Consider the following 26,229-nt stretch of genomic DNA (forward strand, 5'->3'; position numbering starts at 1 on the left):
TCGGGACTTGCAGCGACGGACCTCAGGACGCTCTTACACCACGTCTGCGCGCGCCACCATCGAGAGTGGATATTTGGACGGTTTTTGGGGCTTTTGCGGCAAATTCCGTCCAAATATCCACTCTCGTTCGATAGGTATCCGGAAATCCTCGCTCGTCCGTCCGAATATCCACTCTCGTTTGGCGAGTGTCCAATTTTCCACGCTCGTGCGGCGGGCACGCGGGACCTATGCCCAATCCGGCTGTATCGTCTCCAGTTCGCCGCAGGGTCGCGGCCCCATATGGGTATACTCTCGAGGATTCGACTCGATTCGCCCCCGCTGGGGCGTCAAAGGAGACTGCATATGCCCACCACCTCAACCGACCCGCGCGCCGCAGCCGCTGCACTGCTGGTGCCCGGCACTACCTGCCACGGCTTTGCCGTCGAGCGCCGCGAGACCGTGCCCGAGCTCGACTCGGACGCTTACGTGCTGCGACACACTGCCTCGGGCGCTCGTCTGCTGTACCTGGCGTGCGACGACGAAAACAAGGCCTTTGCCATTGGCTTTAAGACGCCGCCAGCCGATTCCACCGGCGTGTTCCATATTCTTGAGCACTCGGTGCTGTGCGGATCGGCCAAGTTTCCCGTCAAGGAGCCGTTTGTCGACCTGATCAAGAGCTCCATGCAGACGTTCCTCAACGCCATGACCTACCCCGACAAGACCATCTACCCCGTTGCCACCACCAACGAGCAGGATCTGTATAACCTGATGGACGTGTACCTGGACGCGGTGTTCAACCCGGCCATCTATACCAAGCCCACCATTTTTGAGCAGGAGGGCTGGCACTACGAGCTGGATCTGCCAGAGAGCGCCGAGGGCGAGGGCGACGGCAGCCCCGCCAGCCTGCGCGAGGGCACGCTGCGCTATAACGGCGTGGTGTTTAACGAGATGAAGGGCGCGCTGTCCGACCCCATGAGCGTGCTGGACGACGCCATCAACGCCGCGCTCTATCCCGACACCGCCTATGCGCACGAGAGCGGCGGCGACCCGCGCGCGATTCCCGCGCTCACCTACGAGCAGTTCCTGGACACGCACGCGCGCCACTACAATCCTTCCAACTCTTATATAACGCTCTACGGCGACCTAGATGTGGACCGCGCGCTGGCGTTTTTGGACGAGCGTTATCTGTCGCAGCCGAGTGCCGCGAGCTGCCGCATGGACGCTGCCGTCGCCGCCGGCGAGGACCCGTCCACGCTGGCGCCCAATCCGCTGGGCGTGCAGGCGCCCGTGACCTGCGAGTACAAGCGCGTCGAGATGGCCACTACACCCGAGAACGCCCTGGTGGGCCTGGGCCTGGTGCTGGGCAGCGCGCTCGACCGCAAACGCACGATCGCGGCGGATATCCTGTTCGAGGCACTGCTGGGCTCCAACGAAGCACCGGTTAAGAAGGCCATTCTGGCCGCCGGCCTGGGCGGCAACGTGGTGAGCTACACCGCGGCCGAGAGCCTGCAGCCCTACGAGCTCATCATGCTGCAAAACGCGCAGCCCGGCGTGGCGCGCGAGCTGCGCCGCGTGTTCCAGGACGCCTGCCGCGACCTATGCGAGCACGGCGTTTCGCGCGAGCGCCTGGAAGCCATCATCAGCAGCAACGAATACGACCTGCGCCAGCGCGACTACGGTATCGCCGACGGCGTGGCCATTGCGTGCGACGCGCTGAGCACGTGGCTCTACGATGACGACGCCGCGACGCTGGCGCTCAAGTACGGCCCGGTGTACGAGGAGCTGCGCGGCGACCTGGACGGCAGCTATTTTGAGGACCTGCTGCGCGAACTGGTGCTGCAGAACGATCACATGGCACTGGTCGAGCTGGTGCCGGTGGACGCCGCCGATGGTTCAGAGGGTGCCGAGGCCGCCGAGCTGGCAGCCAAGCGCGATGCCATGACCGATGCCGAGCTGGCCGACGTGGTCGAGCGCACGGCCGCGCTGCGTGCCGCGCAGGAGGCGGAAGACACACCCGAGGCCAAGGCCACGCTGCCGCGCCTGCGCGTGTCCGACATTGGCGAGGCGCGCCCCGAGCCGCCACTGGTCGTGGACACGACCGCGCCCATCCCCTGCCTGCGCCACGGCATCCCCACCAACCGTCTGGCCTACGCCATGCAGTATTTCGACCTGAGCTGCGTCGCGTTTGAGGACCTGCCCTATGTGACACTGCTCTGCCGCCTGCTTAAGCAGCTGCCCACGCGCGAGCACTCGGCCGAGGAACTCGATAACTTGCTCGCCGGCAAGCTCGGCTTTTTGAGCTTTACGACCGAAGTCATGACGCAGCCCGAAGTAGACGGCGTGCGCCCCTACCTGCTGGTGAGCGCCGGCGCCCTGTCCGAGAAGATCGATGCGCTGGCGAGTCTGCCGCGCGAGGTATGGTCGAGCACGCTTTTGGCAGACGCCGACGCCGACCGCATGCGCGACGTGCTCACGCAGATTCGCATTGGGCTTGAGCAGGGCTTTATCAACAACGGCCACTCGGCGGCGCTCGGTCGCGCGATGAGCTACAGCTCGCCTTCGGCCGTGGTGCGCGAGCAGCTTTCGGGCGTTGATTTCTATCTGTTCCTGCGCGATCTGCTCAACCACTTTGACGAGCGCCTGGACGGCCTGCGCGCCAAGCTTACCGAGCTGGCGGGCCGCATCTTTGTGGCCGACGGCTGCATGGCGAGCTTTACCGGCAGCGACGAGGACTTTGACGCGTACTGGGATGCCGCGGGCGACCTGGGGCTGGGTGCAGGCGATGGTGCCGGCCGCGACGCGCTCGCGGTGCCGGCGCCGTGCGACCGCCACGAGGCTTTCGTGATCCCCAGCGACATCTGCTTTGCCGCGCGTGCGTGCGATCCGCGTCGCCTGGGCATTGACGTGACAGGCGCTTGGGCCGTGGCTGCCAACGCGCTCTCCTACGATTACCTGTGGAACGAGATTCGCGTGAAGGGCGGTGCGTACGGCTGCGGATTCCGCGCAGCCGGCGAGCGCCAGACGGCGTTCTACACCTACCGCGACCCGGCGATCGATCCTTCGATTGAGCGCGTGGCGCGTGCAGGCGAATGGCTCGGCAGCTTTGAGCCCGACGAGGCCGCCTTTGAGGGCTTTATCGTGAGCTGCGTGAGCGGCATGGACGCGCCGGTGAAGCCGTACGCGCTCACCAAGCGCCGCAACACGACCTACCTGGCCGGGCTCGATCCGCACGCACGCGAGGAGCGCCGCGCCCAGATGCTCGCCGCCACGCCCGGTGAGCTGCGCTCGCTCGGCGCCGACGTGACGCGCATCGCAGCCGAGTCGCCCACCTGCGTCTTTGGCGGCCGAGACGTCATCGCCAAGAGCAACGCCGGCTTTAACGTCATCGACCTGCTGGGCTAATGCACAAAGGTAGATTTTTAGGACATGCCTGAAAATCTACCTTTTTCTGCGGCTTGGGCGAGGCGGCGCAGCCCACCGCGGCGGTTTGTCTCGATCTGTAACAGTAACTCGGCAAAATTGGACCTAGTTGTTACAGATTGAGACAAAAGGTCGGCGTCGTCTGGAAACGTCTCGATCTGTAACATCTGGAGCCGATATTGCCGTCTTGATGTTACAGATCGAGACAAACCGCCGCAGACGCCCATCACAGCACAGACCACCACGAAGGTGCATGTATCCCCTTCGTGGTTGTTTTGCTGTTTGCCCAGATAAACCTGCCAAAATAAACCTGTCCCTTTTTGGCAGGTTTGCTAGAGGAGGTTAGGATGGACAAGGCTAAATTGCGGCGAGCAGTGATTGCCCGGCGCGATGCGATTGATTTGGATGTGCGGGCAGCGAAGTCTGCCGTTATCTGTGCGCGGCTGGCCGAGCTGCTGGGCCGCTTGGATGCCGCGGCGCCGCACACCGTTGCCGTCTATGCCGCGATGGGTTCCGAAGTCGACTCAGCCGCGTTTGCCGCAGCTGCCGCCAAACGTGGCTGGCGCGTGGCCTATCCGTGCATGCTCTCGGCAACAGACGCCGCAGCTTGTGGCCAGCGCATGTGTATGCGGGCAGTTGCCGCCGACGATGCGTCCGCGGCTCCGTTTATCGCCCACCCCACACGGGCTTTCGCGGCCATGGACATCGACAGCGGCCGCTTCCCCATCGTGCCTGCCGAAGCTCTCGACATGATCGTCGTACCGCTCGTGGCCTTCGACCAAACCGGCGCGCGCCTGGGCTACGGCGGCGGTTGTTACGATCGCTACCTGCCTATGCTCTCGCCCGCATGCCAAATTATCGGCATCGCCTTTGACGAGCAGCGTGTCGACCACGTTCCCACCGACGCCCACGACCTGCCGCTACCCCACATCATCAGCGCCTAACGGCTGGTGCACCTCCCGGCGGCCTAGTGCTCCTCGCCGGCGCGGGCCAGGTCGTAGGGCGTGGTCTGGTAGACGTAGTAGTTGAGCCAGTTGGTGTAGAGCAGCTGAGCCTGGCTGCGCCAGACGTTGCGCGGCTCGGCGGAGGGGTCGTCACCTGGGAAGTAATGCGCCGGCACCTGGGGGTTGAGCCCGCGCTTCACGTCGCGCTCGTACTCCAAGCGCAACGTGTCGGTATCGTACTCGGGATGGCCAAAGACAAAGAAGCGGCGGCTGTCGGTCGACTTGACGATGTACAAGCCCACCTCGTCGGACACGGCCACGACCTCAAGCTGCGGCTCGGCCTCCACGTCCTCGCGGCGCACATCGGTGTTGCGCGAATGCACGGCATAGAAACGGTCGTCGAAGCCGCGGACCAGCGGGCTTTGCGGCTTCACCAGATAATGCTCGAACACACCGCTCGCCTTTGCCGGCAGGTCGTACTTCTGGATACCGTAATGATGGTACAGGCCAGCCTGCGCGCCCCAACAAATGTGCAGCGTAGAGTGCACGTGCGTGGTGGACCAATCCATGATCTGGCAGAGCTCGGGCCAGTAGTCGACCTCTTCGAACGGCATCTGCTCCACCGGCGCGCCCGTGATGATCAGGCCGTCGTAGTGGATGTCGCGGATGTCGTCGAACGTGCGGTAGAACGTCTCCAAGTGGCCGGCGCTCACGTGCGTGGCCTCGTGCGTCTTGGTGCGCAGCAGGTCCACCTCCACCTGCAGCGGCGTGTTGGAGAGCTTGCGCATGATCTGCGTCTCGGTGGCAATCTTGGTGGGCATGAGGTTGAGAATGAGCACGCGCAGTGGACGGATGTCCTGGTGCAGCGCGCGGTACTCGGTCATGACAAAGATGTTCTCGCTCTCGAGCTGCGCGGCGGCAGGGAGGGCGTCGGGGATGCGAATGGGCATGGATGCTCCTTACGAGTCAGTTGCAGCTATGGTACAACGACCGGCCCCATCCGCGCGAGCACATCGCCCAGCGATGCCGTCAGCGGCCCAAATCACTCCAAAAGTAGAGATTAAGGCATGTCCAAAAATCTACGGCGCTTTAGCCTAGCAAAGTGGCAGCAGGACGCTACAATGGTTCGACGCGAAAAACTCGGCCGAAAGGATACGTATATGTACCAGACGCGTAAGATCGGTGTGGTCGGCCAGGGCCACGTAGGAGCACATGTCGCCAACAGCCTGCTCATGCAGGGCATTGCCGATGAGCTGTACCTGTGCGATATCAACGAGGCCAAAGTGACGTCCGAGGTCCAGGACCTGCGCGACTCCCTTTCGTTTGTCCCGTACAACACCAAGATCGTCAACTGCTACGACCACTACGAGGAGCTTGCCTGCTGCGACGTCATCGTCAACGCTGCCGGCAAGGTCGCGCTGGCCGCCGGCAACCGCGACGGCGAGCTGTTCTTTACCACCGACGCCGCCCGCTCCTTTGCCAAGCGCATCGTCGACGCCGGCTTTGACGGCATCTTCGTGAGCATCTCCAACCCCTGCGACGTCGTGTGCACCGAGCTGTGGCACCTGACCGGCTACGATCCCAAGAAGATCATCGGCTCGGGCTGCGGTCTGGACTCCGCCCGCTTGCGCACCGAGATCTCCAAGAAGGTCGGCGTGAGCCCCAAGTCCATCGACGCCTACATGATCGGCGAGCACGGCTTTAGCCAGCTTGCTGCCTTTAAGGCCGCAACCATCGCTGGCAAAAACCTCAACGAGCTTCAGGCCGAGAACCCCGACAAGTACGCCTTCGACCACATGGAGGTCGAGGAGCTTGCACGCAAGGGCGGCTATGTGACCTACCAGGGCAAGCAGTGCACCGAGTACGCCGTTGCCAACTCCGCCGCGCGCGTCTGCGCCGCCGTGCTGCACAACGAGCACGCCGTGCTTTCGGCCTCTACGCTTATGACCGGCCAGTATGGCGAGGAGGGTATCTTTACCTCCCTGCCGTGCGTGATCGGTGCCGAGGGCGTCGAGGAGGTCTACACACTCGACCTTTCCGAGCACGAGCTCGAGGGCTTCCACAAGAGCTGCCAGCACATCCGCGACAACATCGCCCAGCTCGACTGGTGGGATACCGAGGCCTACGACGCCAAGTAAGCCGCTGGCTGCCGCAACCTTGCGAATCTATGCGCGATACTAAGCGGGCCGCGCCGGAAACCCACCGGCGCGGCCCGCTTTTTACGCACGCTGTTCGCTTGCGAATCGAAGGTGAATGCTTTTCCCGTTACCTAGTACTGCTCGATGCCCATGTAGCGACGAATCTCAGGGCTGTGGTCGAACACCTTTCCGCGGGCGGCGCGCAGCTCGCAGCTCATGTTGTAGAAGAATATCGGCTCGAGGTACGAACGCACGCTGGCGGGCACGTCGCCCACGCCGTACTCGAGCGCGTCGAGCACCATGATCGTGTCGGTGTGCGTGTTGAGGAACGCCAGCGCGCGCTCCTCCATGGGGCGGCACTCGCCCGATCCGAGCTGCACAAAGTAGAACACGCCGGGCTCGGTAGCCTCGAAGGGACCGTGGAAATACTCGCCGGAGTGGATGTAGCAGCAGTGCTGCCATTGCATCTCCATGAGCGAGCAGATCGCCATGGCGTAGGTCTGGCTAAAGTTGGGGCCGGAGCCCAGGATATAGAAGAACTTGTGCTGCTGGCAGAGCTCGGCAAAGCGATCACCCAGCTCGGCGTTGACCTTCTCGCGGGCGGCGGGCAGCAGCGCGTCCATCTGCTTAAGGCCGGCATACATGTCGGCGAGCGCCTCGTAGCCCTCCTGCTGGTCGAGCAGCTCGGCAGCCATTAGCACGCCAATGCCCTGCGGGACCTCGGCCTGCGACTCGCCCTTGCCCCACGGATAGACCCAGGTGGTCCACTTGCCGTTGTCGATCTTGGAGCCCGCGTAGTCGGTCATAGTCACGACCTCGGCGCCGGCGGCGAGCGCCATCTCGCAGGCATCGACAACCTCCTGCGTATTGCCGCTGTGGCTGCAGGCGACGACGAGCGACTTCGGCCCCAGGCTCTTGGGCGCCATCAGGCAAAACTCGCGTGCCGTGTAGACCGTCGAGGCAAACGTGGTGGCCTCGCGCTTGAGCAGCTCGTTGGCCGGCATCAGGTCGATCATCGAACCGCCGCAGGCGATCCAAAAGACGTTCTCGATCTTGCCTTTGCGCTCGATGATTTCCTGAATCAGATCATGTGCGTTCATCCTGATGTTCCTCCTTGTGGGGCGGCTTTGAACGACGACAGCTCGTACCTGCGGTCGTTCTATGTTGTCCTATTTATAGCACGCACAACGACGCCCGTGAAGTCATTTCGCCAAACTTGTTCTATGTTGTTCTATCTGTGGACGTTAGATGTCGAAGACGTAGCGCGAGCCCACTATCTTCTGGCGCCCGAGCAGCAAGGGCCGCTCGTCCGCATCGGTAAAGTACGCCTCCATATAAAAGAGCGGCTCGCCGACCGGCACCTCCAGCAGCGGGGCCGCCTGAGCATCGGCAAGCGCAATCTCCACGGTGCAGGGATCGGACTTGAGCGGCGCGCGGCCCGAGTGGTCGGCAACGAGCGCAAAGATCGAGTTATCGGTGAGGTCCTCGGCGGCCAGCGTCTGCAGGTAGGGATGGTCGGCGAGCACAAAGGCGTTGTTCTCGAGCATGACGGGCACGCCGTCTGCCGTGCGCACGCGCTCGACCACAATGAGCTCGCAGCCGGGTTCCACGCCAAAAAATGCCGCGTCCTCGTGCGTCGCCGCAACCACCGTGCGCGACACCAGGCGCGCTCCGGCCACCATGTCGTTGGCGGCGCAACCCTCGGAAAAGCTCTGGACGTCGCCTTTCTGGACAATCTTGCGCTTGAGCTTGGGAGCGCACACAAAGGTGCCCCTCCCCTGCTGTCGGTGGAGATACCCCGCGCGCGACAGCTCCTCGATGGCACGGCGCACGGTGATGCGCCCCACGCCGTAGGACTTCGCGAGCTCCATCTCGGCAGGAATGCGCGAACCGGCAGGGTACACGCCGCGCGCGATCTCGCCCTTTAGGTCGTCCATGACCTGCTGGTACAGCGGCACGGCGGACGCGCCAGCGCGGCCGGTTTTATCGTCGGTTGCCATCGTTACGCTCCATCCCGTGCATGCTCGGATTCAAACTCTTCAATCGCCGCCATAAACTGCTCGCCAAAGGCGTCGGCCTTTTTCTCGCCAATGCCGTTGACCTGGATAAGCTCGTCGCGCGTCTGCGGGCGCAGGCGGCACAGACCGCGCAGGGCCTTGTCGGAGAAGACCATGTACGGCGCCATCTCCAGCTCGGTCGAGATCTCCTTGCGCAAGGCACGCAGGCGCTCGAACAGCTCGGCATCGTCGCCCACGCGCGGGCGCTGATCCAGCTCAGCCTCCTCGCGCAGCAGATCCACCGCACGGCGGGCGCGAGCCGAGGCCTTGCGCTTGGACGCGCGACGCTTAACGGTAAAGGCGAACGCCTCATCCTCGACCTCGCCGGCACGCGGACCCAGTCCCACGACCGGGTACTGCCCCTGCGAGGTGGCCAAATAACCGCGGCCGCACAGCTGGCCGATGATGTCCTTGATGCGCCCGACCGATTCGCTCGACAGCTCACCGTAGCCGCGGTCCTCGTCCAGATGCATCTGGCGAATGCGCTCGGTGTTGCCGCCGTGAAGAACGTCGGCGATCAGCGACTTGCCAAAGCGCATGGGACGCGTGGCCACATAGCGCACGGCGGCGCGGGCCATATCGGTGACGTCCTCGACCTCGAACTGCGTGAGGCAGTTGCTGCAGTTGCCGCAGCCCTCGGCTTCGTCCGTGGCGGTGGCGCCCGCACCAGCCGCAGCAGCATGCTCGGCCGCGGCCTCGTCGCCAAAGTAGCGCAACATATATTCGCGCAGGCAGCCGGTGGTATTGCAGTAGCCCTCCATCTGGCTGAGCAGACGATATCGATTCTGGAGCGCCCACGCGCGCTGCTCGTCGTCGAGCGCCTCGTCGGCAGCGTCGCCGCGGTCGATCAGAAAGCGGCGCATGCGAAAATCGTTGCCATTCCACAGCAAATGGCAGCTGGCCGGGTCGCCATCGCGACCGGCGCGACCTGCCTCTTGGTAGTAGGCCTCGATGCTCTCGGGCACGTTGTTATGAATCACGTAGCGCACGTTGGGCTTGTCGATACCCATGCCAAAGGCATTGGTGGCAACCATCACCTGAATATCGTCGTCGATAAAGGCGCGCTGGCTCTGGCGGCGGGCGTCGTTGCCCATGCCGGCATGGTAGCGACCCACGCGAATGCCGCTGGGGCCCAGTGCCTCGGCAAGCTCGCCTGCCAGCGCATCGACCGTCTTGCGGGTCGAGCAATACACGATGCCGCTCTCGCCCGAATGCGCAATCACATAGTCGCGCACCCAGGCGGTCTTGGCCTTGTCGCCCATCTCCTCGCAACCAAAGTAGAGGTTCTTGCGATCGAAGCCCGTCACCACCGTCGCGGGGTTTTGCAGGCCGAGCATTTGCTGAATGTCCGCGCGCACACGCTCGGTCGCCGTAGCGGTAAAGGCTGCCACGATAGGGCGCTGCGGCAGGGAATCGATGAACTCGCGAATCTGCAGGTAGGCGGGGCGGAAATCCTGACCCCATTGGCTCACGCAGTGGGCCTCGTCAATGGCCACGAGCGGCACGCCGATGCCGCCTTCGGCCGCAGCTTCCTGCGCAAAGGCCAAAAAACGCGGCTCAAGCAAGCGCTCGGGCGCCACGTACATAAGCTGGTAGCGGCCTTCGCGCGCCCGCTTGAGCACAGTGTTTTGCTGGGCCGGAGTAAGGCTGGAGTTGAGATAGCTGGGTCGCGCACCCGCCGCGAGCAACGCACGGGTCTGGTCCTCCATAAGCGACAGCAGCGGACTCACCACAAAGGTGATGCCGGGCAGCATGAGCGCGGGCACCTGGTAGCAAATGGACTTGCCGGCGCCCGTGGGCATAACGCCCAGCGCATCGCGACCGGCAAGGATCGCATCGACCATGCGGTCCTGTCCCGGGCGAAACGAGGTGTAGCCAAAATAGGCGCCGAGCGTGTCGAGCGCCATCTGCTGCATGCTATCGGTCATGGTTTCCTAACGTTCAAGTCATCTGCCGCCGATTATACGCCGCCACGCGGACCGGTGCCGCGCCGCCATCGGCCACGGGCAACGTAATCCAAGGCGAACGAGCGTGGATTTTTGGACACTTTCCTGATGAGCGTGGATAATCTCCCACTTTGGACCCACCATTGAGCCAAAAACGGGAGATTATCCACGCTCATTCTGCGGGTAGTCGATGTTTTGGCAATGTCAGCGAAAGCCCGCCAGAGCGAGCAAGGTGCCTTGAAACAAGGCGGCATTGACCTTCTGGTCATGCCGCCGAAGTTGAAAGGCAGATTGCCGCTCTGGCGGGCTTGCAGCGTCGGCCCGTTACGCGGTTTGGTAAAACCGCGTAACTTACATGACCATGACGTAGCGGCTACCCACGTAGTACTGCTTACCCATCAGAACCGGCTCGCCATTGGGACCGGTAAAGCTGGCACGCAGGTTGAGCAGCGGATCGTGCGGAGCAATGCCCAACTCGGCCGCCTGCTCGGTATTGGCACGAACGGCCTCGACCGTGCGGTAGCCAACCGAGACAATCGGCGTTCCGCCAACACGCTCGACCTCGGCAAAAATCGACTTGTCCTCAAGATCGGCCGTCAACAGCTCACGGTAGGCGTCAAACGGCACAAAGATGTTCTCCTCAAAGATGGGCTCGCCGTCGGCTGTACGCACGCGCTTAATATGCAGCAGCAGCGCGTCCTTTTGCAGGCCAAAGAACTCCATCTCGTTTTGACGTGCCGGCACAATCTGGCGATCGACCACATGCGCGCCCGCCTTCATGCCGTTGCTGGCACACAGCGCGGTAAACGTCTGCAGCGTCGAAGCGTGGAACTGACGATTGATGTGCGGCGTGGAGACAAAGGTACCACGGCCCTGCTGCTTAACCAGGTAGCCATCGGAGCACAGCTCCTCGACGGCGCGGCGCACCGTAATGCGGCTCACGTCGTACTGCTCGGCTAGCTCAAGCTCGGACGGAATACGCTCCTTGGGTGCATAAACACCTTTCTCGATCGCATCCTTGATCTCGTCGTAAATCTGCTGGTAAAGCGGTGCATTTTTGGGCGCGGGCATATCTGATCACTCTTATCGAAATAACTAATACGTATATAACGTCTAGTTTCATGTTACCTCATAATGATAAAACGATACACCCTCCCTACCAAAAAGCGACAGCTTCATTTTGGTAGGTTTTATCTGGGAAAACGAAAGCCCCTCGAAAGCAGCGAGGCTTTCGAGGGGCTCATACGGAAGGGTTGCGCCAGGCCGGCAAAATGCCAATACCCTACCTGCCGTCGTCCTGCTGCAGGCTGTCCTGCTCGCTGAGGCGCGCCTGCCTGCTGGCCATGCGCGCGGGCTTGTCGGGATCGGGTACGGCCGTGGGCATGGGTTCGTCGACATGACCACCCCACCAGCCGCCCACAAAGTTGAGCGTGTGGAACACGTTGATCACGGCGCCGGGATCAATGTCGCACACCAGCTTGATAATGTCCTGACTCTCGTAGGTCGAGACAACGGCATGCAGCAGGTACATCTTTTCGCGGCTGTATCCGCCGATGACCTCGGCGCAGCTAATGCCGTGCTGAAAATGGTCAACATAGGCGGCCATGACCTCGTTTGCCTTGCGCGTCGTGATCTGCAGCGTCACGCGGTCGTAGCGACGATAGAAACTGTCGATGGTCTTGGTCGAAATAAACTGGAACACGATGGAGTACGCCGCCTTGTCCCAGCCAAACATAAAGCCAAAGATCGCCAGGATAAAACAGTTAAAACCAAAGATGACGCCCCATATGGTCTTGCCCGTGTGGTTGGAGACCCACAGCGCGATAAAGTCGGTGCCGCCGGTGGATGCGCCGGACTTTAGCGCGATGGCAGCACCCAGACCCGAGACCACGCCGCCAAAAATGATGAGCATGATCTTGTCGCCCAAAAACGGGGAAAAGTGAAAGATGTTGAGGAACAGCGACGAGAGCACGACCTGCATCATCGAGAAGATGACGAAGCGCTTGCTAATGCCGCTCCAGCATAGGAGCGCCACAGGGATGTTGAGCGCGAGCATACCGAGCGAGATGTCGATGTGAACGCCGCCAAGCGAGGTAACGCGATCGAGCAGGACCGCGACGCCGGTAAGACCGCTCGGAAGCAGGTCGGCGGGCCGAATGAACGCCTGAATCAGGAATGTCTGGAGAACAGCCGAAATGGTGACTGCCACAGCGGTGATGGCGCGGCGGACGATAGTGAGGCGGCCGAGCACGAGCACGCGGTCCGTGAGCTGATCGATGGCGTTCGCCACGGAGGCTCCTTTCGAAGGCAGATCTAGTTGTGAGGCATGCCCGCGATTGTAGCATGGAGCGTGCGGGAGCGCTTCAATTCACCCTCCCTCGACAACCATCAGAAGGACCGTGAGGCCGCCCAAAAGAAAAACGCCGTGAAGAGAGCGGTCCCTTCACGGCGAATTCGGCATTTGCCCAGATAAAACCTGCCAAAATAAACCTATCCCTAAATGGCAGGTAGGATGTCGGTCAGGTTGTCGATGATGGTGTCGGCGGCGGACTGGTCCAGGTTGACGCCTTCGTGCGGGCGCAGCGCCAGGACGCGGGCGCCGGAGCGCTTGCCGGCCTCGATACCCAAAGGCGAGTCCTCGATAACCAGGCACTCGGTAGGCTCCACCCCCAACGCCTCCATGGCACGCAGGTAGATCTCGGGATCGGGCTTAAACGCACTGCACTCGTGACCGCTGATGGTGTAGTCTAGCACGTCGGCGATGCCGGCAATCTCCACCAGCTCGTCGATGAGCTCGCGATAGGACGAGCTCGCGATAGCGCACTTCACGCCACGCTCGTGCAGCTCGCGCATCACCGGCTCCGTCTGCTCGTTGAGCAGCTCGGCATACGGAACGGGATGGTCCGGGCTATAGACCTGCTTGTACTCCACGCGCAAACGCTCGCGCAGCTCAATATCGTCGGGCACCAGCGCCTCCCAAATGGCGGGCTCGTTAGACCCCGAAAGATCGGGAATCTCGTCAAAGTGGAACCCCTTCTCTTCCATAAACGCCACGCGGCGACGGTTGTAGAACCACTCGGTATCGACCAGCACGCCGTCCATGTCAAACAGCACTGCCTTGATCATACGCATCTCCTCCCACCTGCCAAAAAGGGACAGGTTTATTTTGGTAGGTTTTATCTGGGGTTTTATGGAACGACGAACACGCCCTCCCCAGAGCAAAAAAGGGGACGGGGCACAAACCCCATCCCCTCTCAATCAACCCGTAAGGTCTACTTACTTGTGATTAGTAGGAAAGCTTCCACATGTAGCGACGCATGGTCAGCGGGTGCTGACGGGCCTCGGCGATCTGGTTGCCGTACTCACGCATAACGGCGAGGTGCAGCAGCGGGTTGAAGTAGGTGATGACGCTCGCGGGCACGGCGTCAGCCAGGCCGTAGTCCTTGGAGTCGATCAGAGCGACCTTGGCGCCCATGCGCTCAAGGAAGGTGAGGGCGCGGGCGTCCATCGGACGGGTGGCGCCATCGGACATGAAGAAGACGTAGGGCTTACCCTCGGTGGAAACCTCGAACGGGCCGTGGAAGTACTCGCCGGTGTTGTAGGCGGCGGCGTCGATCCACTGCATCTCGGTGAACAGGAAGGCGGCGTGAGAATAAGCCATCTTCTCGGAGGCACCGGAAGCCATGAAGTAAATCATCTTGTCGTCCTTGAAGTCCTCGGCGAACTTCTTGGCGAGCTTCTTGCAGTGCTGAGCGGCGTTCTCGCAGAGATCGAAGATGTTGGTGAGGCCGGTGATCATGTCCTCGTAGTGGTCATAGCCCTCGGTCTGCTGAAGGATCTCGAGAGCAAGAGCGATAGCATAGCCGGGCTTCTCGCACTTGGCAGCGTAGTTGGCGTGGAAGCCGTGAACGATGACGTGGTCGGCGTCAACGGTCAGAGCGGAGCCAGCCTTGTTGGTGAGGGAGACGACCGGGCAGTTGTGCTTCTTGGCGGTCTTGTTGGCCTCGACGGTCTCGGGCGTGGAGCCACCGAGGGAGCAGGTGATCACGAAGGTGTGCTCGTTGACCCAGGAGGGCGTGTCGTAGTTGAACTCGTTAGCGGTGAAGATCTGAACGTTCAGCTTGTCCGTGTTGTTGGCCAGGAAGTACTTGGCGGGGTACAGGTCGGACATGGAAGCGCCGCAGCCGACGAAGGCGACGCTGTGGATCTCGTGGTTGGACAGGACGTCAGCGACGATCTGCTTAGGGAGGTTAAGGTCGATCTCGTACATCTGACACATTCCTTTCGATTTTTGCGGCGCCACATTGCCGGGCGCTCGCAGGGTTACCGTGGTTTGGACCGAGTCGCCGGCCCGTTGAGGATGCGACAAAGGAACTGTCCCTTTGTCACATTATTGGGGATGGAAGCCTGCCTGGGGTATGGGATGCCAGGCAGGCCCCCGGGGGAAAGCGGTTAGGCGCTTAGTCGCGACTAGGCCAGGATGCCGGCCGCGGAGAGGGCGATGCCGCCCACGATGGCGATCACGAGAAGCCAACCGGTGTTGACGTTCTTCTTGATGAGCCAGTACATAAGGCCGGTGAGGCCGAGGGAGATCATCTGGGGCATCATGCCGTCCAGGATGTCCTGGATCACGACGGTACCCTCAGCGAACTGCAGCGGGGTAGTAGCGCCGATCAGCGTAGCGATCATGCCGCCCACGGACATAAGACCCACGATGCCGCAGACATACATGAGCTTCTCCATGAGGTCGCCGCCCTGAAGCTTGCTCAGGTACTCGTGGCCACCCTGATAGCCCATCTTGGCTGCGAACCAAGTGATCAGCACAGAGGGGACGATGGAGATGAGCATGGCCAGGATCGGGCCCATGATGGAGCCCTGCTGAGCCAGCTGAACGCCCAGGCCAAAGGCGATAACGCGGATGGTGCCCTGGAAGAAGGAGTCACCGATGCCGGAAAGCGGACCCATGAGGGAGGTCTTGACCGCGTTGATCGAATCGGGATCGAAGTTCTCGGGATCCTTGGCGTACTCCTCCTCCATGGAGGCAGCGAGGCCCAGGATGAAAGCGCTCGTCTGCGGGGTGCAGTTGTAGAACGCCATGTGACGGTGGTAAGCCTCTTTCTTAGCAGCGAGCTGCTTGGGGTCGGACTCATCCGGATAGAGGCGATCGAGCGTGGGAACCATGCCGTAGAGGAAGCCCATGTTCATCTGACGCTCGTAGTTCCAAGAGGCCTGGATGGCCCAGGAGCGCCAGAAGAACTGGCTGACCTTCTTGTTCAGGGACACGTCCTTGGTTGCGGTTGCCATAGTGTGTTCCTCCTTAGTCTTCGTCGTCTTCGAGCGGATCGTAGTCGGAATCGACACCGGCGGCTGCATGGGAACCGTTGAACTTGAAGCCCATGAAGACGACAGCCAGGCACACACCGATCAGAGCGACCGCGATGACGGACAGGTTGAGGTAAGCGGCGAGCAGGAAACCGATGAACAGGAACGGAGTCATACCCTTCTTGATCATCATGGTGAGCAGCAGGGCCAAGCCGTAGGCGGTCATGATCTTGGTCGAAACGTTAAGACCAGTGGACAGCCACTCGGGAACCATGTTGACGATGGCCTGAACCAGGTCGGTGCCAACAAAGACGGCGAGGAAGATCGGCAGGAAGTACATGACGGCGTACAGACCGGAGCCGGCGCAGATGTGCATACGGTAGGCGGTCTTGAACTTTCCGTTATCGATCGCGCTATCTGCCACATGGGTGAGGGCGGCGATGATGGAACGGAACACGATGCCGAGGAGCTGACCCAGGACGGCGACCGGGATGGCGATCGTCATGGCGGTCTCGGCGGAAGCATCGGTCAGGCACGCAAAGGCAGCGGCCACGATGCCGCCCAGGACCATATCGGGCGGAACGGCGGCGCCGACCTGCACCAGGCCCATGGACACGAGCTCGACGGCGGCACCGACGGCAAGGCCGGTGGGCACATCGCCCAGCAGCAGACCGACGAGCGTAGCGCCAACGAGGGGCTGCTCGAAGTTAAGACGACCGAGCAGGCGGGAGTCCCACATGCAGAACACGCCGACGAGGCCGACGAGCACCGCACTGATGAACGTATTCATACCCTTCTCCTTTCAGTCAGGCAAAAGCCTGGTTGATTACAGCTTGGCGTCGATGTCGACGCTCTGATACGTAGGGGTCTGCTGGACGTAGAGCTTAATGCCCATGTCGAGCAGCTGGTTGACGTCGGCCTTCTGGGTGGCGTCGAGGAAGACGGAGCTGTCCTTGCCGCCGACCTGATCGGCACCGTCGTGGTTGGCGGTGGCGCCCAGGTTGATGGCGTCGAGCTTGTAGCCCTGGCAGAACTGCAGCATCTCGGCCGTGTTGCCAAAGACGAACATGACGCGCTCGCCGAGGGTGTTGAGCTTGTCCATCTTGGCGAGGGCACGCTCGACGGTGAAGACGTTCAGGCGCACGCCCTGGGGCTTGGCCAACTTTAGAGCACCCTTCTTGATGTCATCGTTGGCGGCAGCGTTGTCGACGACGATGATGCGCTCGGCCTGAACCTTGGTGGTCCAGGTAAAGACGACCTGGCCGTGCAGCAGACGGTAGTCAAGACGTGCGAGGACGATCTTGGCGGGACCGGAGCCGTGACGGGGCGCCTTGGCCTTCTTAGTGGGGGCCACGGCAGCCTCGATCGGCGCGTTGGGGTTGGTCAGACCGGTGCGGGCCTCGTTGATGAGGGCCGCGAGCTCGGCGCCCGTGACGGGGACGGGGCTCATAGCAAGCGTCAGTGCCAGCGGAATGTTGAAACCGCTGATCACCGTGAATGCTGCACCGTTGCGGGAAAGCTCGACCATGCTGTTGTTGACCGAGCTGCCGAGCATATCGGTCAGCACATAGACGGTGTCGTCCGCGTTGAACGTGGCGATCAGAGCGTCCACCTTATTGGTGATGGGCTCCTTGTCGTCACGAGCAAGCGACACGACGTGGACGTTCGACACGTCGCCGAGAACCATCTCGAGCGTGTCTTTGGCGCCTGCGGCCAGGCCGCCATGAGATGCGAGAATGATCTGATTCATCTTGCCTCCTCCTTTTCGTTATGGTCATTATAACGTCTTATACGTTGCGAATATTGATAATTATTATAAGAACCACTCACGGCCAAATATCGACCGTTCGCGGGTTTAACTGACTGGAAACGAAAGCGCCGTGGCTCGTTGGACAGTCCCGCTCAGTTACGTTCCCCAAGGGCTTACACTGCCTCTATCGCACGAAATACCAGGGGCTTTCCTGCACGGTGGGTTCCAGCGCGATGCCCGTGCGCTCCTTGAAGAGATCCATGTCCTGCGATTTCTCCGTCCACCACGCGTTGGGCTTAAAGGTCATGCTCTCAATAACATGGCCGACAAAGGTACTGTTGCGCAGCATGGTAAAATCCGTATTCATGATCACGATGGACACGAGTACCAAGACAATGCCCAATACTTTGATCGTGCCGGCGGGCTCCGCGTAGATACCAATGCCCAGCAGTACGGTGACGACTGTCTCGAATGACATTACGACGGGAACTTTCGACGTCTCGAGCCCCATGGATAGACCCTGCATATATAAGATGTAAGCCACGGCTGTGGGGATGAGTCCAAAGCCAAGGAACAGCAGCAGCAGCTGTGGCGACATTGCCACGGCGACATCCGGCCACGGAGCCGCGATAGCTGCCATAACCGCACCGCCAAAAACAAAGCCCCAAAACGTGACGGCCAGCGGGTGGACCGTCTTGGTTGCTATTCGGCTAAACACCGCGAGCGACGCACCACAAAGGCCCGCAATCACGCCCGACGTGACGCCCCAAACCGAAAAATGGAAACCGGAAAGGTCGCCATTGGTCACTGCAAGTACACAGCCACCTATGTTAAAAGCGATGGCAACAAGCTTGTTAGGGGTCACGTCCTCACGATAAAGCACGCGGCCGAGCACGACGCCAAACACCGGCGAGGTGTAGAGCAGCACCGAGGCCGTGGACATGCCCACCTCGCCCATGCACTCGTAATAGCAGGTGTTGGCGGCGGCCAAACCGACGATACCGACAAGCGCGCAGGGAACAAGCTCTTTAGGGCTTGCCTTGAACAGGGCCAGCGGACCCTGAGCCACGGTAGACCCCTCACCCGGACGGCAGCCCATAAACATCAGGACCGGCGCCAAGATAAGCGCTCCGACCAACAAGCGAAAGGCAGCCATGCTCTGGGACGAAACGCCCATGGCCGAGATGCCGTTTACAAAGATTCCGATGCTGCCCCACATAAGCGCGGCGATCAGCACCAGCACATAGCCCAGATTGCTTCTCTTCAACGTAGCCTCCTTGGCTTTGTTTCCAGTATGTTTCATGCTACGTTATAGTCGTTATATACATTTATCAAGACACAAATCGGCAAACGGGAAATCTCTAGACAAAAGGAGTGTAGTCATTGGGGACGTTCTTAAACGACTAGTCAAACAAAAACGTCCCCGATGACTAGTCACCCAACTGCCGCAAAATGACGAGAGTGAATAATCTCCCACTTTGAGCCACCAAACAGGCCAAAAACGGGAGCTTATCCACTCTCACCTTGGGGCAGTCGTTTAAGTACGTCCCCAATGAGTGACCCGCCGCAGGTAGAGGACGGACAGCGCAGCGTCGAGCCGTTACGCGGTTTGGTAAAACCGCGTAACTCCTAGTAGTCCAGCTTCCACATGTAGCGGCGCGTCATGTAGTCCTTGTGGGTAACGGCAGAGAGTGCACGCATGTACACGTTGTTGAGGATCGGCGCAAAGATCAGGTGGTTGAAGTACTCGCTCACGCTGTCTTTGATGTCGTTGAGACCGAGCTCCTTGGCATCGAGCTGATAGACGCGCTCGCCACCGTACTGGTTGACAAAGCGGATGCCGCGCTCGTCATTGCAGCGGCTGCGGCCGACGCTGATGAGCTGGAACAGCGAGGTGCGCTTGTCCAGGATCTCGAAGGGGCCGTGGAAGAAGTCGCAGGTGTTGATGGTGCAGGAGTCGATCTGCAGCATCTCCTGCACGTTGCAGATGCTAAAGACATAGGCGGCACCAAAGAGCGGACCCTGAGCCATGACGTTGATGCAGGGCTTGTCAGCGTTCTGCTCGGCCCACTTGGCAGCGAGCGGACGGGTGTACTCAACGGCCTTGCGATAGATAGGATCGACCAGGTCGAAGGCTGCCATAGCGGTCTCGTACTCGGCATAGCCCTCGGTCTGCTGCGTAAGCTCCATAGCGATCATGGTCACAACGGCGGAGTTGGTGCGGCCCATGCAGGACTCGTCGACGGCCAAGCTGTCGTACTGAATCTTGTAGTCACAGACCTCGGTGAGGGCGGACTCGTCAACATAGATGGCGATGGTGCTGGCGCCGTGGTCCTTAGCGACCTGAGCGGCGACAATGGTCTCCTTGGTGCCGCGCATGGAAACGACGACGGCCAGGGTGTTCTCGTTGACGTAGGCCGGGGTGGCGTGCACGAACTCGTTGCTGGTGTAGCTGGAGCTCACGACCTGCGTAGCCTCGTGCTCCATAAAGTACTGGGCAGGATAGTTGCCGCCGTTGGATCCGCCGGCGCCAATCCACACAACGCGCTTGATGCCGCCCTTGTCTGCCTTGTCAGCCAAAACCTGGGAGACGACATCCTTAACCTGTTCCTGAGTAGTCATCGTGCATCAGCCTTTCTTCTCATTTGATGCTCTTGATGGCATACAAGTTACATACATGTTTTAGCGATGTCGACTAGTTGTATGCTATATTTGTCTTAGATATTTTGCTGATACGGTATATAAATACTCGTTACCAGCGGTTTTGTTGTTGAATTGGATACATGCTTGATTAGGCAAGCATACAGGTTAGATACAGGTTGATCGCATGAGCGCTTCATCTAAAAAGAAACTGACCCAATACGAGCGTCTGGCGGCCACGCTTCGCGACCGCATCGCTGCCGGCATCTACGCCTGCGGTGACAAGCTGCCGTCCGAAATGGAGCTCATGGACGAATCGGGGCTGTCGCGCAGCACTGTGCGCCATGCCCTTAAGGTGCTCGTTGATGAAGGCCTGGTTCGCACCGAGCGCGGGCGCGGCGCCTTTGTGGCTGACACGCCGGCGCTCCACGAGAACAACCTGGTGTTTTCGAGCTACACGGCGCAGATCCAGGGCCAGGGCATGAAGCCCACCACGCGCACGGTGGACTCGGGCTTTGCCAAGGCTGCCGGCGACGTGGCCAAGTTTTTCGATGCCGCCGTGGGCAGCAAGCTCGTCAAGCTCGTCCGTCTGCGCTATCTAGACGATGCGCCGCTGTGCTTGGAGACCACCTATCTGCCGCCAAGTTTTGAGGCGCTCATCGATCGCGATATCAACGGATCGCTCTACACCGCACTGCGCCAGGAGTTCCATCGCGCGCCGGCGCAGGGGCACAAGACCTTTGAGGTGTGTTATGCCTCGCAAAACGAGGCGTTTTTGCTCAATGTGAAGCGCGGGCAGGCGCTGATTCTGATCACCGACTACGTCTACGACACCGACGGCCGCCCGCTGCACATCTCCAAGCGTATCCAGCGCACCGACCGCGCCAAATACACCGAGCCCATCGGCTAACCACCACCAAAACCACCACAATGGGGACAGGCACCTTTGTGGTGGTTTTTAAGGTTAACGCGCCAAAAACGGCCGATTTTCGAGAGAAACCACCACAAAGGTGCCTGTCCCCATTGTGGTGGTTTTAGGCGAGGAGGTCGGGGAACCAGGTTGGTTTGGGTTGGTTGGGGACGCGCTCGGCTAGGACCAGCTCCATCCAGCACATGTCGTACCAGCGGCCGAACTTTTGGGCGCAACGGTCGAAGGCGCCCACCAGGCGATACCCCATATGAGCATGGAAGTCCTGGCTGTTGTGCGTCAGATACTCGTCGTCTTTGTCGTGCGGTACGGCGATGAGCGCGCACATGTTGGTGATGCCCATCGCGACCAGGCATTGCTTGAGCGCATCGTGCAGCTTGCGACCCAGCCCACCATGGCGCACATCGCGCGCCAGGTAGATTGACGTCTCGACCGACCAGTCGTATGCCTCGCGGCTGTTGAGCGGGCTCACGTAGGCATAACCCACCGGACGCCCGTCCAGCTCCATCACCAGATACGGATAGCGCTTGAGTGTACGCTCGATGCGCCCGGCGAACTCCTCAACGCTCGGCACCTCGTATTCGCAGGTAATCGCCGTCTGGCGCACATACGGCTCATAGATGGCAAGCAACGCCGGCGCGTCTTCGGGCGTCGCCAGGCGAATCGTCGGCTCGGACATCTCGGCCATACAACCCTTCCCTCTCAAAAGCAAAGGCCGCCCCGCGCCAAACCCAGGTGCAAGGCGGCCCCTCGTCATTACATCAACCTACAGGACAGCCGCCAGCGCGTCGATGTCCTCCTGCGTCGTGGCCCAGCTGGTGCAAAAACGTACCACGGTGTGGGCCTCGTCGTACTTTTCCCAGTACTCGATCGAGGCATGTTCGCGAATGCGGGCCATGTCCTCGTTGGGCAGAATCACGAACTGCTGGTTGGTCGGCGTCTCCAAGAAGAACTGGTAGCCGCGCTCGTGCAGCACGCGACGAAGCGCCTGCGCGGCCTCGATTGCCTGGCGACCAACCTCAAAATACAGGCCATCGGTAAAGAGTGCCTCAAACTGCACGCCCGTCAGGCGGCCCTTGGCAAGCAGCGCTCCGTGCTGCTTAATGCGCGGAATGGGATGTGCCGGAGCGTGCATGCCGCAAAACACCACGGCTTCGCCGCAAAGCGCGCCGCACTTGGTGCCGCCAATGTAGAACACGTCGCACAGCTGTGCCAGCTCGGGCAGGGTAATGTCGCACTCATCGGCTGCCAGCGCATAGGCCAGGCGGGCGCCATCCACAAACAGCGGAATCTGGCGCTTCTGGCACACCGCATGAATCGCCGCGAGCTCGGCCTTGGAGTACAGCGTGCCGTACTCGGTCGACAGGCTCACATACACGGCGCCCGGGAATACCGTGTGCTCGTAGCTCTCGTTTTCGTAGAACACCTGGATATAGTTTTCGAGATCCTCGGCGTGCATCTTGCCCTCGTAGCCGGGGATGGTGAGCACCTTGTGGCCGCCAAACTCGATGGCGCCCGCCTCGTGGCAGGCAACGTGGCCAGTCTCGGCAGCAACGACGCCCTCGTACGGCGCAAGCAGCATGTCGATCACCGTCGCGTTAGCCTGCGTGCCGCCCACCAGGAAAAACACGTCGGCGTCAGGCGCCTGGCAGGCCTCGCGAATAAGTTGCTTGGCACGCTCGGTATGTGCATCGGTACCGTAGCCGGGTTGCGGCTCCATATTGGTGTCGACGAGCGCCTGCAGCACCGCCGGATGTGCGCCGTGGGAATAGTCGTTGTTGAACGCGAGCATGATAATCCTCTCTAGCCGGGCACGAGCCCGATGATTCAGATGGGGCTATTGTACGCCGCCCGGATAAGCAATGCGCGCGGCAAGGCACTCGAGCGCCAGCACCAGGGCAAAGCCGCAGCTCACGTCACTCAAAAAGTGCGCGCCAATCACGATGCGACCAAAGGCGACGAGCGCCGCAACCACAGCGGCGACCCAAAAGACCACGCGGCGGCGCGACGGCTTTTCCTTAAAGGTCGCCGCGGGAAGCCCGGCGAGCATAAGGCCGATCGCCGCGTGTGCCGTGTGTCCGCTCGCAAACGACTTAAAGCCGTCCTTGATCACGCCGGCGGCGATATAGGCCCACTTGTCGGGGTTACCGATCACCCACCACGGCTGAAAATCGAGTCCCTGCGTCACCGCGATCACGCGCATGCGCGGGCGCGACCACAGCGGCTTGACGATCACGTTGAGGATGACGGCCTGGGCGACCCACACGGCAAGCACCATCAACGCCCAGCGCGTGAGCTCTTTGGGATCGGTATCGCGCGTGAGGCGGCAGACGATAAGGTTGGCGGCGATGACCAGCACAAACGTCAGCACCAACTGTGCTGCGACAAGTTTGCCGCCAACCCGCAGGGACGAAACGACCTCGTAGCCAGTCAGACCGACGTTGACAAGGATGCCGAGCACGGCGAGCCATTTGCTCCCCCTGGAGTCGGGACGCACCGCGCGCACGAGCATAACGCCCGCGATGCTCGCCGTCAGCTCGAACGGCAGCTCGCCGGCGGCCTCGATAAAGCGGCCGTACATGCTAGCGATGTTAAACAGCGCGCTCGAGATCTGATAATCGAAAAAGCTGCCCACGCACAGACAAAGGCACAGGACAACCGCGATAGCAGCGGCATCTTTCTTGTAAATGTACCCGAACATGCTTTCCTTTCGATGGGGCGAAGGGTCGACCCGCAACGTGGTGGGACAAAGTTATCAGTAGTTTTTGTCCCAGGGTTGCTTGCGTTGACAGGCTCGATGCGACTGTCGCACCTGGGACAAAACTACTGATAACTTTGTCCCACCGACTTACTTGTTAGTCGTCGTCGCTCGCACCCAGCTGCTGCAGCAGCATGAGTGCGGCCGCCACGGGGCCGATGCCGTCGTTGGCGTCGAGACCGCGGCCCAGGCCGCTGCCTGCGCCGGCGCCCGCCTTGTAGGGCACCGATAGCTTGCGGCTCTTGGGGAAGTTCACCGCGCCATAGCGAGTCTTGAACTCAAAGGCCACCTTCTTGGGCACGTCGACGCCCAGGAAGGTAATGCGCCCGCCGCTGAGCGTGACACTCTCGAGCCCCAGGCGCTCGCCGCGAATACGAATGCGCGCGCGGTTGAACAGGTTGAGTCCCGCCAACGGCAGCTCGCCATGCGCGGCCTCAGTCTCTTCCTGCACCTCGTCGATGCTCTCCAGGTCCTCGGCCGCCGCGAGCTTACGGTACACGAGCACGCGCTGATCCACCGCCGGCAGGTACTCCTCGGACAAGAAGTAGTCGGCCGGCAGGTTAATGCCCACGTTCGCCGCCTCCACGCCGGCATCGTCGTCGCCGCGCGCCTCGGCCACGGCCTGGCCCAGCATCTGCGTAAACAGGTCAAAGCCCACGCTCGACAGGTTGCCGTGCTGCTCGGCGCCCATAAGCGAGCCGGCGCCACGAATCTCCAGGTCGCGCATGGCGATGCGCATGCCGCTGCCCAGGTCCTGGAACTCGGACAGTGCGGTCAGGCGCGCCGTTGCCTCCTCGGTAAGCGGCAGCTCGCCCGGGAACATAAAGTATGCGTAGGCCTGCGTAGCCGAGCGGCCCACACGGCCCTTGAGCTGGTAGAGCTGTGCCAGGCCCAGGCGCTGCGAATCCTCGATGATAAGCGTGTTGGCGCACGCGTTGTCGATACCGCTCTCCACGATGGTCGTGGCAATGAGCACGTCGATCTTTTTGGTCGCGAACTCGATCATCACGTCCTCGACCTCGCGCGGGCTCATCTTGCCGTGCGCCACGCCCACGCGCGCCTCGGGCGCGGCCTCGTGCACGCGCGCCACGGCGTCGTCAATGGTCTTGACGCGATTGGACACGTAGTACACCTGTCCGCCGCGACTCACCTCCAGGCGAATCGCTGCACTCACCACGTCGGGGTCGTACTCCCCCACGTGCACGATCACGGGACGACGCCCAGTCGGCGGTGTCGTGATCAGGCTCATGTCGCGCACGCCGCTCGTGGCCATCTGCATGGTTCGCGGAATAGGCGTTGCCGAAAGCGTGAGCACGTCAATCTGCTCGCGCAGGTTCTTGAGCTGCTCCTTGTGCTGCACGCCAAAGCGCTGTTCCTCGTCGATGATCACCAGGCCCAGGTTCTTGGGGTTCACATCGGCCGAAAGCAAGCGGTGCGTGCCGATGAGCACGTCGATCGTGCCCTCGGCAAACGCCTTGAGCGCGCGCTTTTGCTGCGCCGGCGTGCGGAAGCGGCTGAGCACCTCGACCTCAAGGCCAAACGGGGCAAAGCGCTCAAAGAAGGTCTCGTAGTGCTGCTGGGCCAGAATGGTCGTGGGGCAGAGCACCATGACCTGACGGCCGGAGTCCACACACTTAAACGCCGCGCGCAGGGCGACCTCGGTCTTGCCAAAGCCCACGTCGCCGCACAGCAGGCGGTCCATGGGCTTGGGCGCCTCCATGTCGGCCTTAATGTCGGCGATAGCCTCCAGCTGGTCGCGCGTCTCGTCGTAGGGGAAGCTCTCCTCCATCTCGATCTGCTCGGGCGTATCGGGCGGACAGGCGATACCGGTAATCGACGAGCGGCGCGTATACAGGTCGACCAGATCAAACGCCAGCTTTTTGGCGTTCTTGCGCGCCTTGTTGGTGGCACGCGTCCAGTCGGCGGTATTGAGCCTAGTCAGGCGCGGCTTGTCGCCGTCGGGGCCAACATAGCGCGTGATGCGGTCGACCTGCTCGAGCGGCACGTAGAGCTTGTCGCCATCGGCATATTCCAGCAAAAAGTAGTCGCGCTCCTTGCCGCCCACTTCCTGGCGCGCAATCTCGCTAAAGAGCGCGATGCCATGCGTTGCGTGCACCACGTAGTCGCCCGGCTTAAAGGGGAAGGTGATCTGCGTAATGTCGACCTTGCGGCGGCTGCGGGCACGGTTGGCATCCATGCGGGCGTTGAGGTCGGCGATCGAGAACACGGCTAGATTGGCATCGGGCACCACCACGCCCTGCGGCAGAGCGGCATCCACAAAGGTCACGCGCCCGCGCGAGATGGTGGGCACAGCGGCACCGGCGGCAGCCTGGGCCGCGCCCCCCTC

At 61.5% G+C, this 26,229-nt stretch carries 21 protein-coding genes; 4 read left to right on the top strand and 17 right to left on the bottom strand.

The genetic code is table 11. The annotated features are described in order from the left end of the window. Window positions 1-342 precede the first annotated feature (342 nt). Complete coding sequence (locus tag DW870_RS08435; RefSeq protein WP_117848893.1) at window positions 343-3,381, top strand: insulinase family protein; 3,039 nt, start codon at window positions 343-345, stop codon at window positions 3,379-3,381. A gap of 365 nt (window positions 3,382-3,746) precedes the next feature. Next, on the top strand, window positions 3,747-4,343 hold the full coding sequence (locus tag DW870_RS08440) for a 5-formyltetrahydrofolate cyclo-ligase (protein WP_117770308.1): 597 nt from the start codon (window positions 3,747-3,749) through the stop codon (window positions 4,341-4,343). 23 nt (window positions 4,344-4,366) lie between these two features. Here DW870_RS08440 and metA read toward each other — a convergent pair whose 3' ends face one another. Then, entirely contained in the window at window positions 4,367-5,293 is a 927-nt protein-coding gene (gene metA, locus DW870_RS08445) for a homoserine O-succinyltransferase (RefSeq protein WP_117877459.1), read from the bottom strand. 210 nt (window positions 5,294-5,503) lie between these two features. Here metA and DW870_RS08450 point away from each other — a divergent pair, with 210 nt between their 5' ends. Further along, on the top strand, window positions 5,504-6,481 hold the full coding sequence (locus DW870_RS08450) for an L-lactate dehydrogenase (RefSeq protein WP_117877461.1): 978 nt from the start codon (window positions 5,504-5,506) through the stop codon (window positions 6,479-6,481). 131 nt (window positions 6,482-6,612) lie between these two features. Here the strand turns inward: DW870_RS08450 and DW870_RS08455 are convergent, their stop codons facing one another. The 12 genes from DW870_RS08455 to DW870_RS08510 all read right to left on the bottom strand — a co-directional run bounded on the left by DW870_RS08455 (window position 6,613) and on the right by DW870_RS08510 (window position 20,178). Then, entirely contained in the window at window positions 6,613-7,581 is a 969-nt protein-coding gene (locus DW870_RS08455) for an SIS domain-containing protein (RefSeq protein ID WP_117877463.1), read from the bottom strand. A 144-nt stretch (window positions 7,582-7,725) separates the two neighbouring features. Further along, window positions 7,726-8,481 (bottom strand): GntR family transcriptional regulator, encoded by a 756-nt coding sequence (locus DW870_RS08460; protein ID WP_117877465.1) that lies wholly within the window; start codon window positions 8,479-8,481, stop codon window positions 7,726-7,728. Between the two features lie 2 nt (window positions 8,482-8,483). After that, entirely contained in the window at window positions 8,484-10,466 is a 1,983-nt protein-coding gene (locus DW870_RS08465; RefSeq protein WP_117877467.1) for an ATP-dependent DNA helicase RecQ, read from the bottom strand. A gap of 369 nt (window positions 10,467-10,835) precedes the next feature. Next, window positions 10,836-11,555 (bottom strand): GntR family transcriptional regulator, encoded by a 720-nt coding sequence (locus DW870_RS08470; RefSeq protein ID WP_117877469.1) that lies wholly within the window; start codon window positions 11,553-11,555, stop codon window positions 10,836-10,838. 211 nt (window positions 11,556-11,766) lie between these two features. Beyond that, window positions 11,767-12,774: a YitT family protein gene (locus DW870_RS08475; RefSeq protein WP_117877471.1), complete on the bottom strand. Its 1,008-nt coding sequence runs from the start codon at window positions 12,772-12,774 to the stop codon at window positions 11,767-11,769. A 206-nt stretch (window positions 12,775-12,980) separates the two neighbouring features. Continuing rightward, the gene (locus tag DW870_RS08480; protein ID WP_158565190.1) at window positions 12,981-13,610 is read right to left on the bottom strand and encodes an HAD family phosphatase; all 630 of its coding nucleotides are present in this window, start codon (window positions 13,608-13,610) and stop codon (window positions 12,981-12,983) included. 160 nt (window positions 13,611-13,770) lie between these two features. Next, window positions 13,771-14,754 carry an SIS domain-containing protein gene (locus tag DW870_RS08485; protein ID WP_226790479.1) on the bottom strand — a complete coding sequence of 328 codons (984 nt, stop codon included), beginning with the start codon at window positions 14,752-14,754 and terminating at the stop codon, window positions 13,771-13,773. A gap of 200 nt (window positions 14,755-14,954) precedes the next feature. Further along, on the bottom strand, window positions 14,955-15,788 hold the full coding sequence (locus DW870_RS08490; protein WP_117848824.1) for a PTS system mannose/fructose/sorbose family transporter subunit IID: 834 nt from the start codon (window positions 15,786-15,788) through the stop codon (window positions 14,955-14,957). Between the two features lie 13 nt (window positions 15,789-15,801). Continuing rightward, complete coding sequence (locus tag DW870_RS08495) at window positions 15,802-16,596, bottom strand: PTS sugar transporter subunit IIC (protein WP_006235136.1); 795 nt, start codon at window positions 16,594-16,596, stop codon at window positions 15,802-15,804. A 36-nt stretch (window positions 16,597-16,632) separates the two neighbouring features. Then, a complete protein-coding gene (locus tag DW870_RS08500; RefSeq protein ID WP_117877477.1) occupies window positions 16,633-17,556 on the bottom strand; it encodes a PTS mannose/fructose/sorbose transporter subunit IIAB in 924 nt (307 codons plus the stop codon). Window positions 17,557-17,740: 184 nt separating this feature from the next. Further along, entirely contained in the window at window positions 17,741-18,823 is a 1,083-nt protein-coding gene (locus DW870_RS08505) for a DMT family transporter (protein WP_158565191.1), read from the bottom strand. Window positions 18,824-19,185: 362 nt separating this feature from the next. Further along, window positions 19,186-20,178 (bottom strand): SIS domain-containing protein, encoded by a 993-nt coding sequence (locus DW870_RS08510; protein WP_117648180.1) that lies wholly within the window; start codon window positions 20,176-20,178, stop codon window positions 19,186-19,188. 205 nt (window positions 20,179-20,383) lie between these two features. Here DW870_RS08510 and DW870_RS08515 point away from each other — a divergent pair, with 205 nt between their 5' ends. Then, window positions 20,384-21,106 carry a GntR family transcriptional regulator gene (locus tag DW870_RS08515; RefSeq protein WP_117794030.1) on the top strand — a complete coding sequence of 241 codons (723 nt, stop codon included), beginning with the start codon at window positions 20,384-20,386 and terminating at the stop codon, window positions 21,104-21,106. A gap of 124 nt (window positions 21,107-21,230) precedes the next feature. Here DW870_RS08515 and DW870_RS08520 read toward each other — a convergent pair whose 3' ends face one another. From DW870_RS08520 to mfd, 4 genes are all read right to left on the bottom strand, one after another. Further along, window positions 21,231-21,812 (bottom strand): GNAT family N-acetyltransferase, encoded by a 582-nt coding sequence (locus tag DW870_RS08520; RefSeq protein ID WP_117735434.1) that lies wholly within the window; start codon window positions 21,810-21,812, stop codon window positions 21,231-21,233. 78 nt (window positions 21,813-21,890) lie between these two features. After that, window positions 21,891-22,916 carry a low specificity L-threonine aldolase gene (locus DW870_RS08525; RefSeq protein WP_117735433.1) on the bottom strand — a complete coding sequence of 342 codons (1,026 nt, stop codon included), beginning with the start codon at window positions 22,914-22,916 and terminating at the stop codon, window positions 21,891-21,893. A gap of 45 nt (window positions 22,917-22,961) precedes the next feature. Beyond that, window positions 22,962-23,825, bottom strand: coding sequence for a phosphatase PAP2 family protein (locus tag DW870_RS08530; RefSeq protein WP_117735432.1), 864 nt, complete (start codon window positions 23,823-23,825; stop codon window positions 22,962-22,964). A gap of 154 nt (window positions 23,826-23,979) precedes the next feature. Continuing rightward, window positions 23,980-26,229: transcription-repair coupling factor (gene mfd / locus DW870_RS09425; RefSeq protein WP_199573650.1), on the bottom strand; the 2,250-nt coding region annotated here is incomplete at its 5' end.

Source organism: Collinsella sp. AM38-1BH (assembly GCF_003467545.1).
Classification (GTDB): domain Bacteria; phylum Actinomycetota; class Coriobacteriia; order Coriobacteriales; family Coriobacteriaceae; genus Collinsella.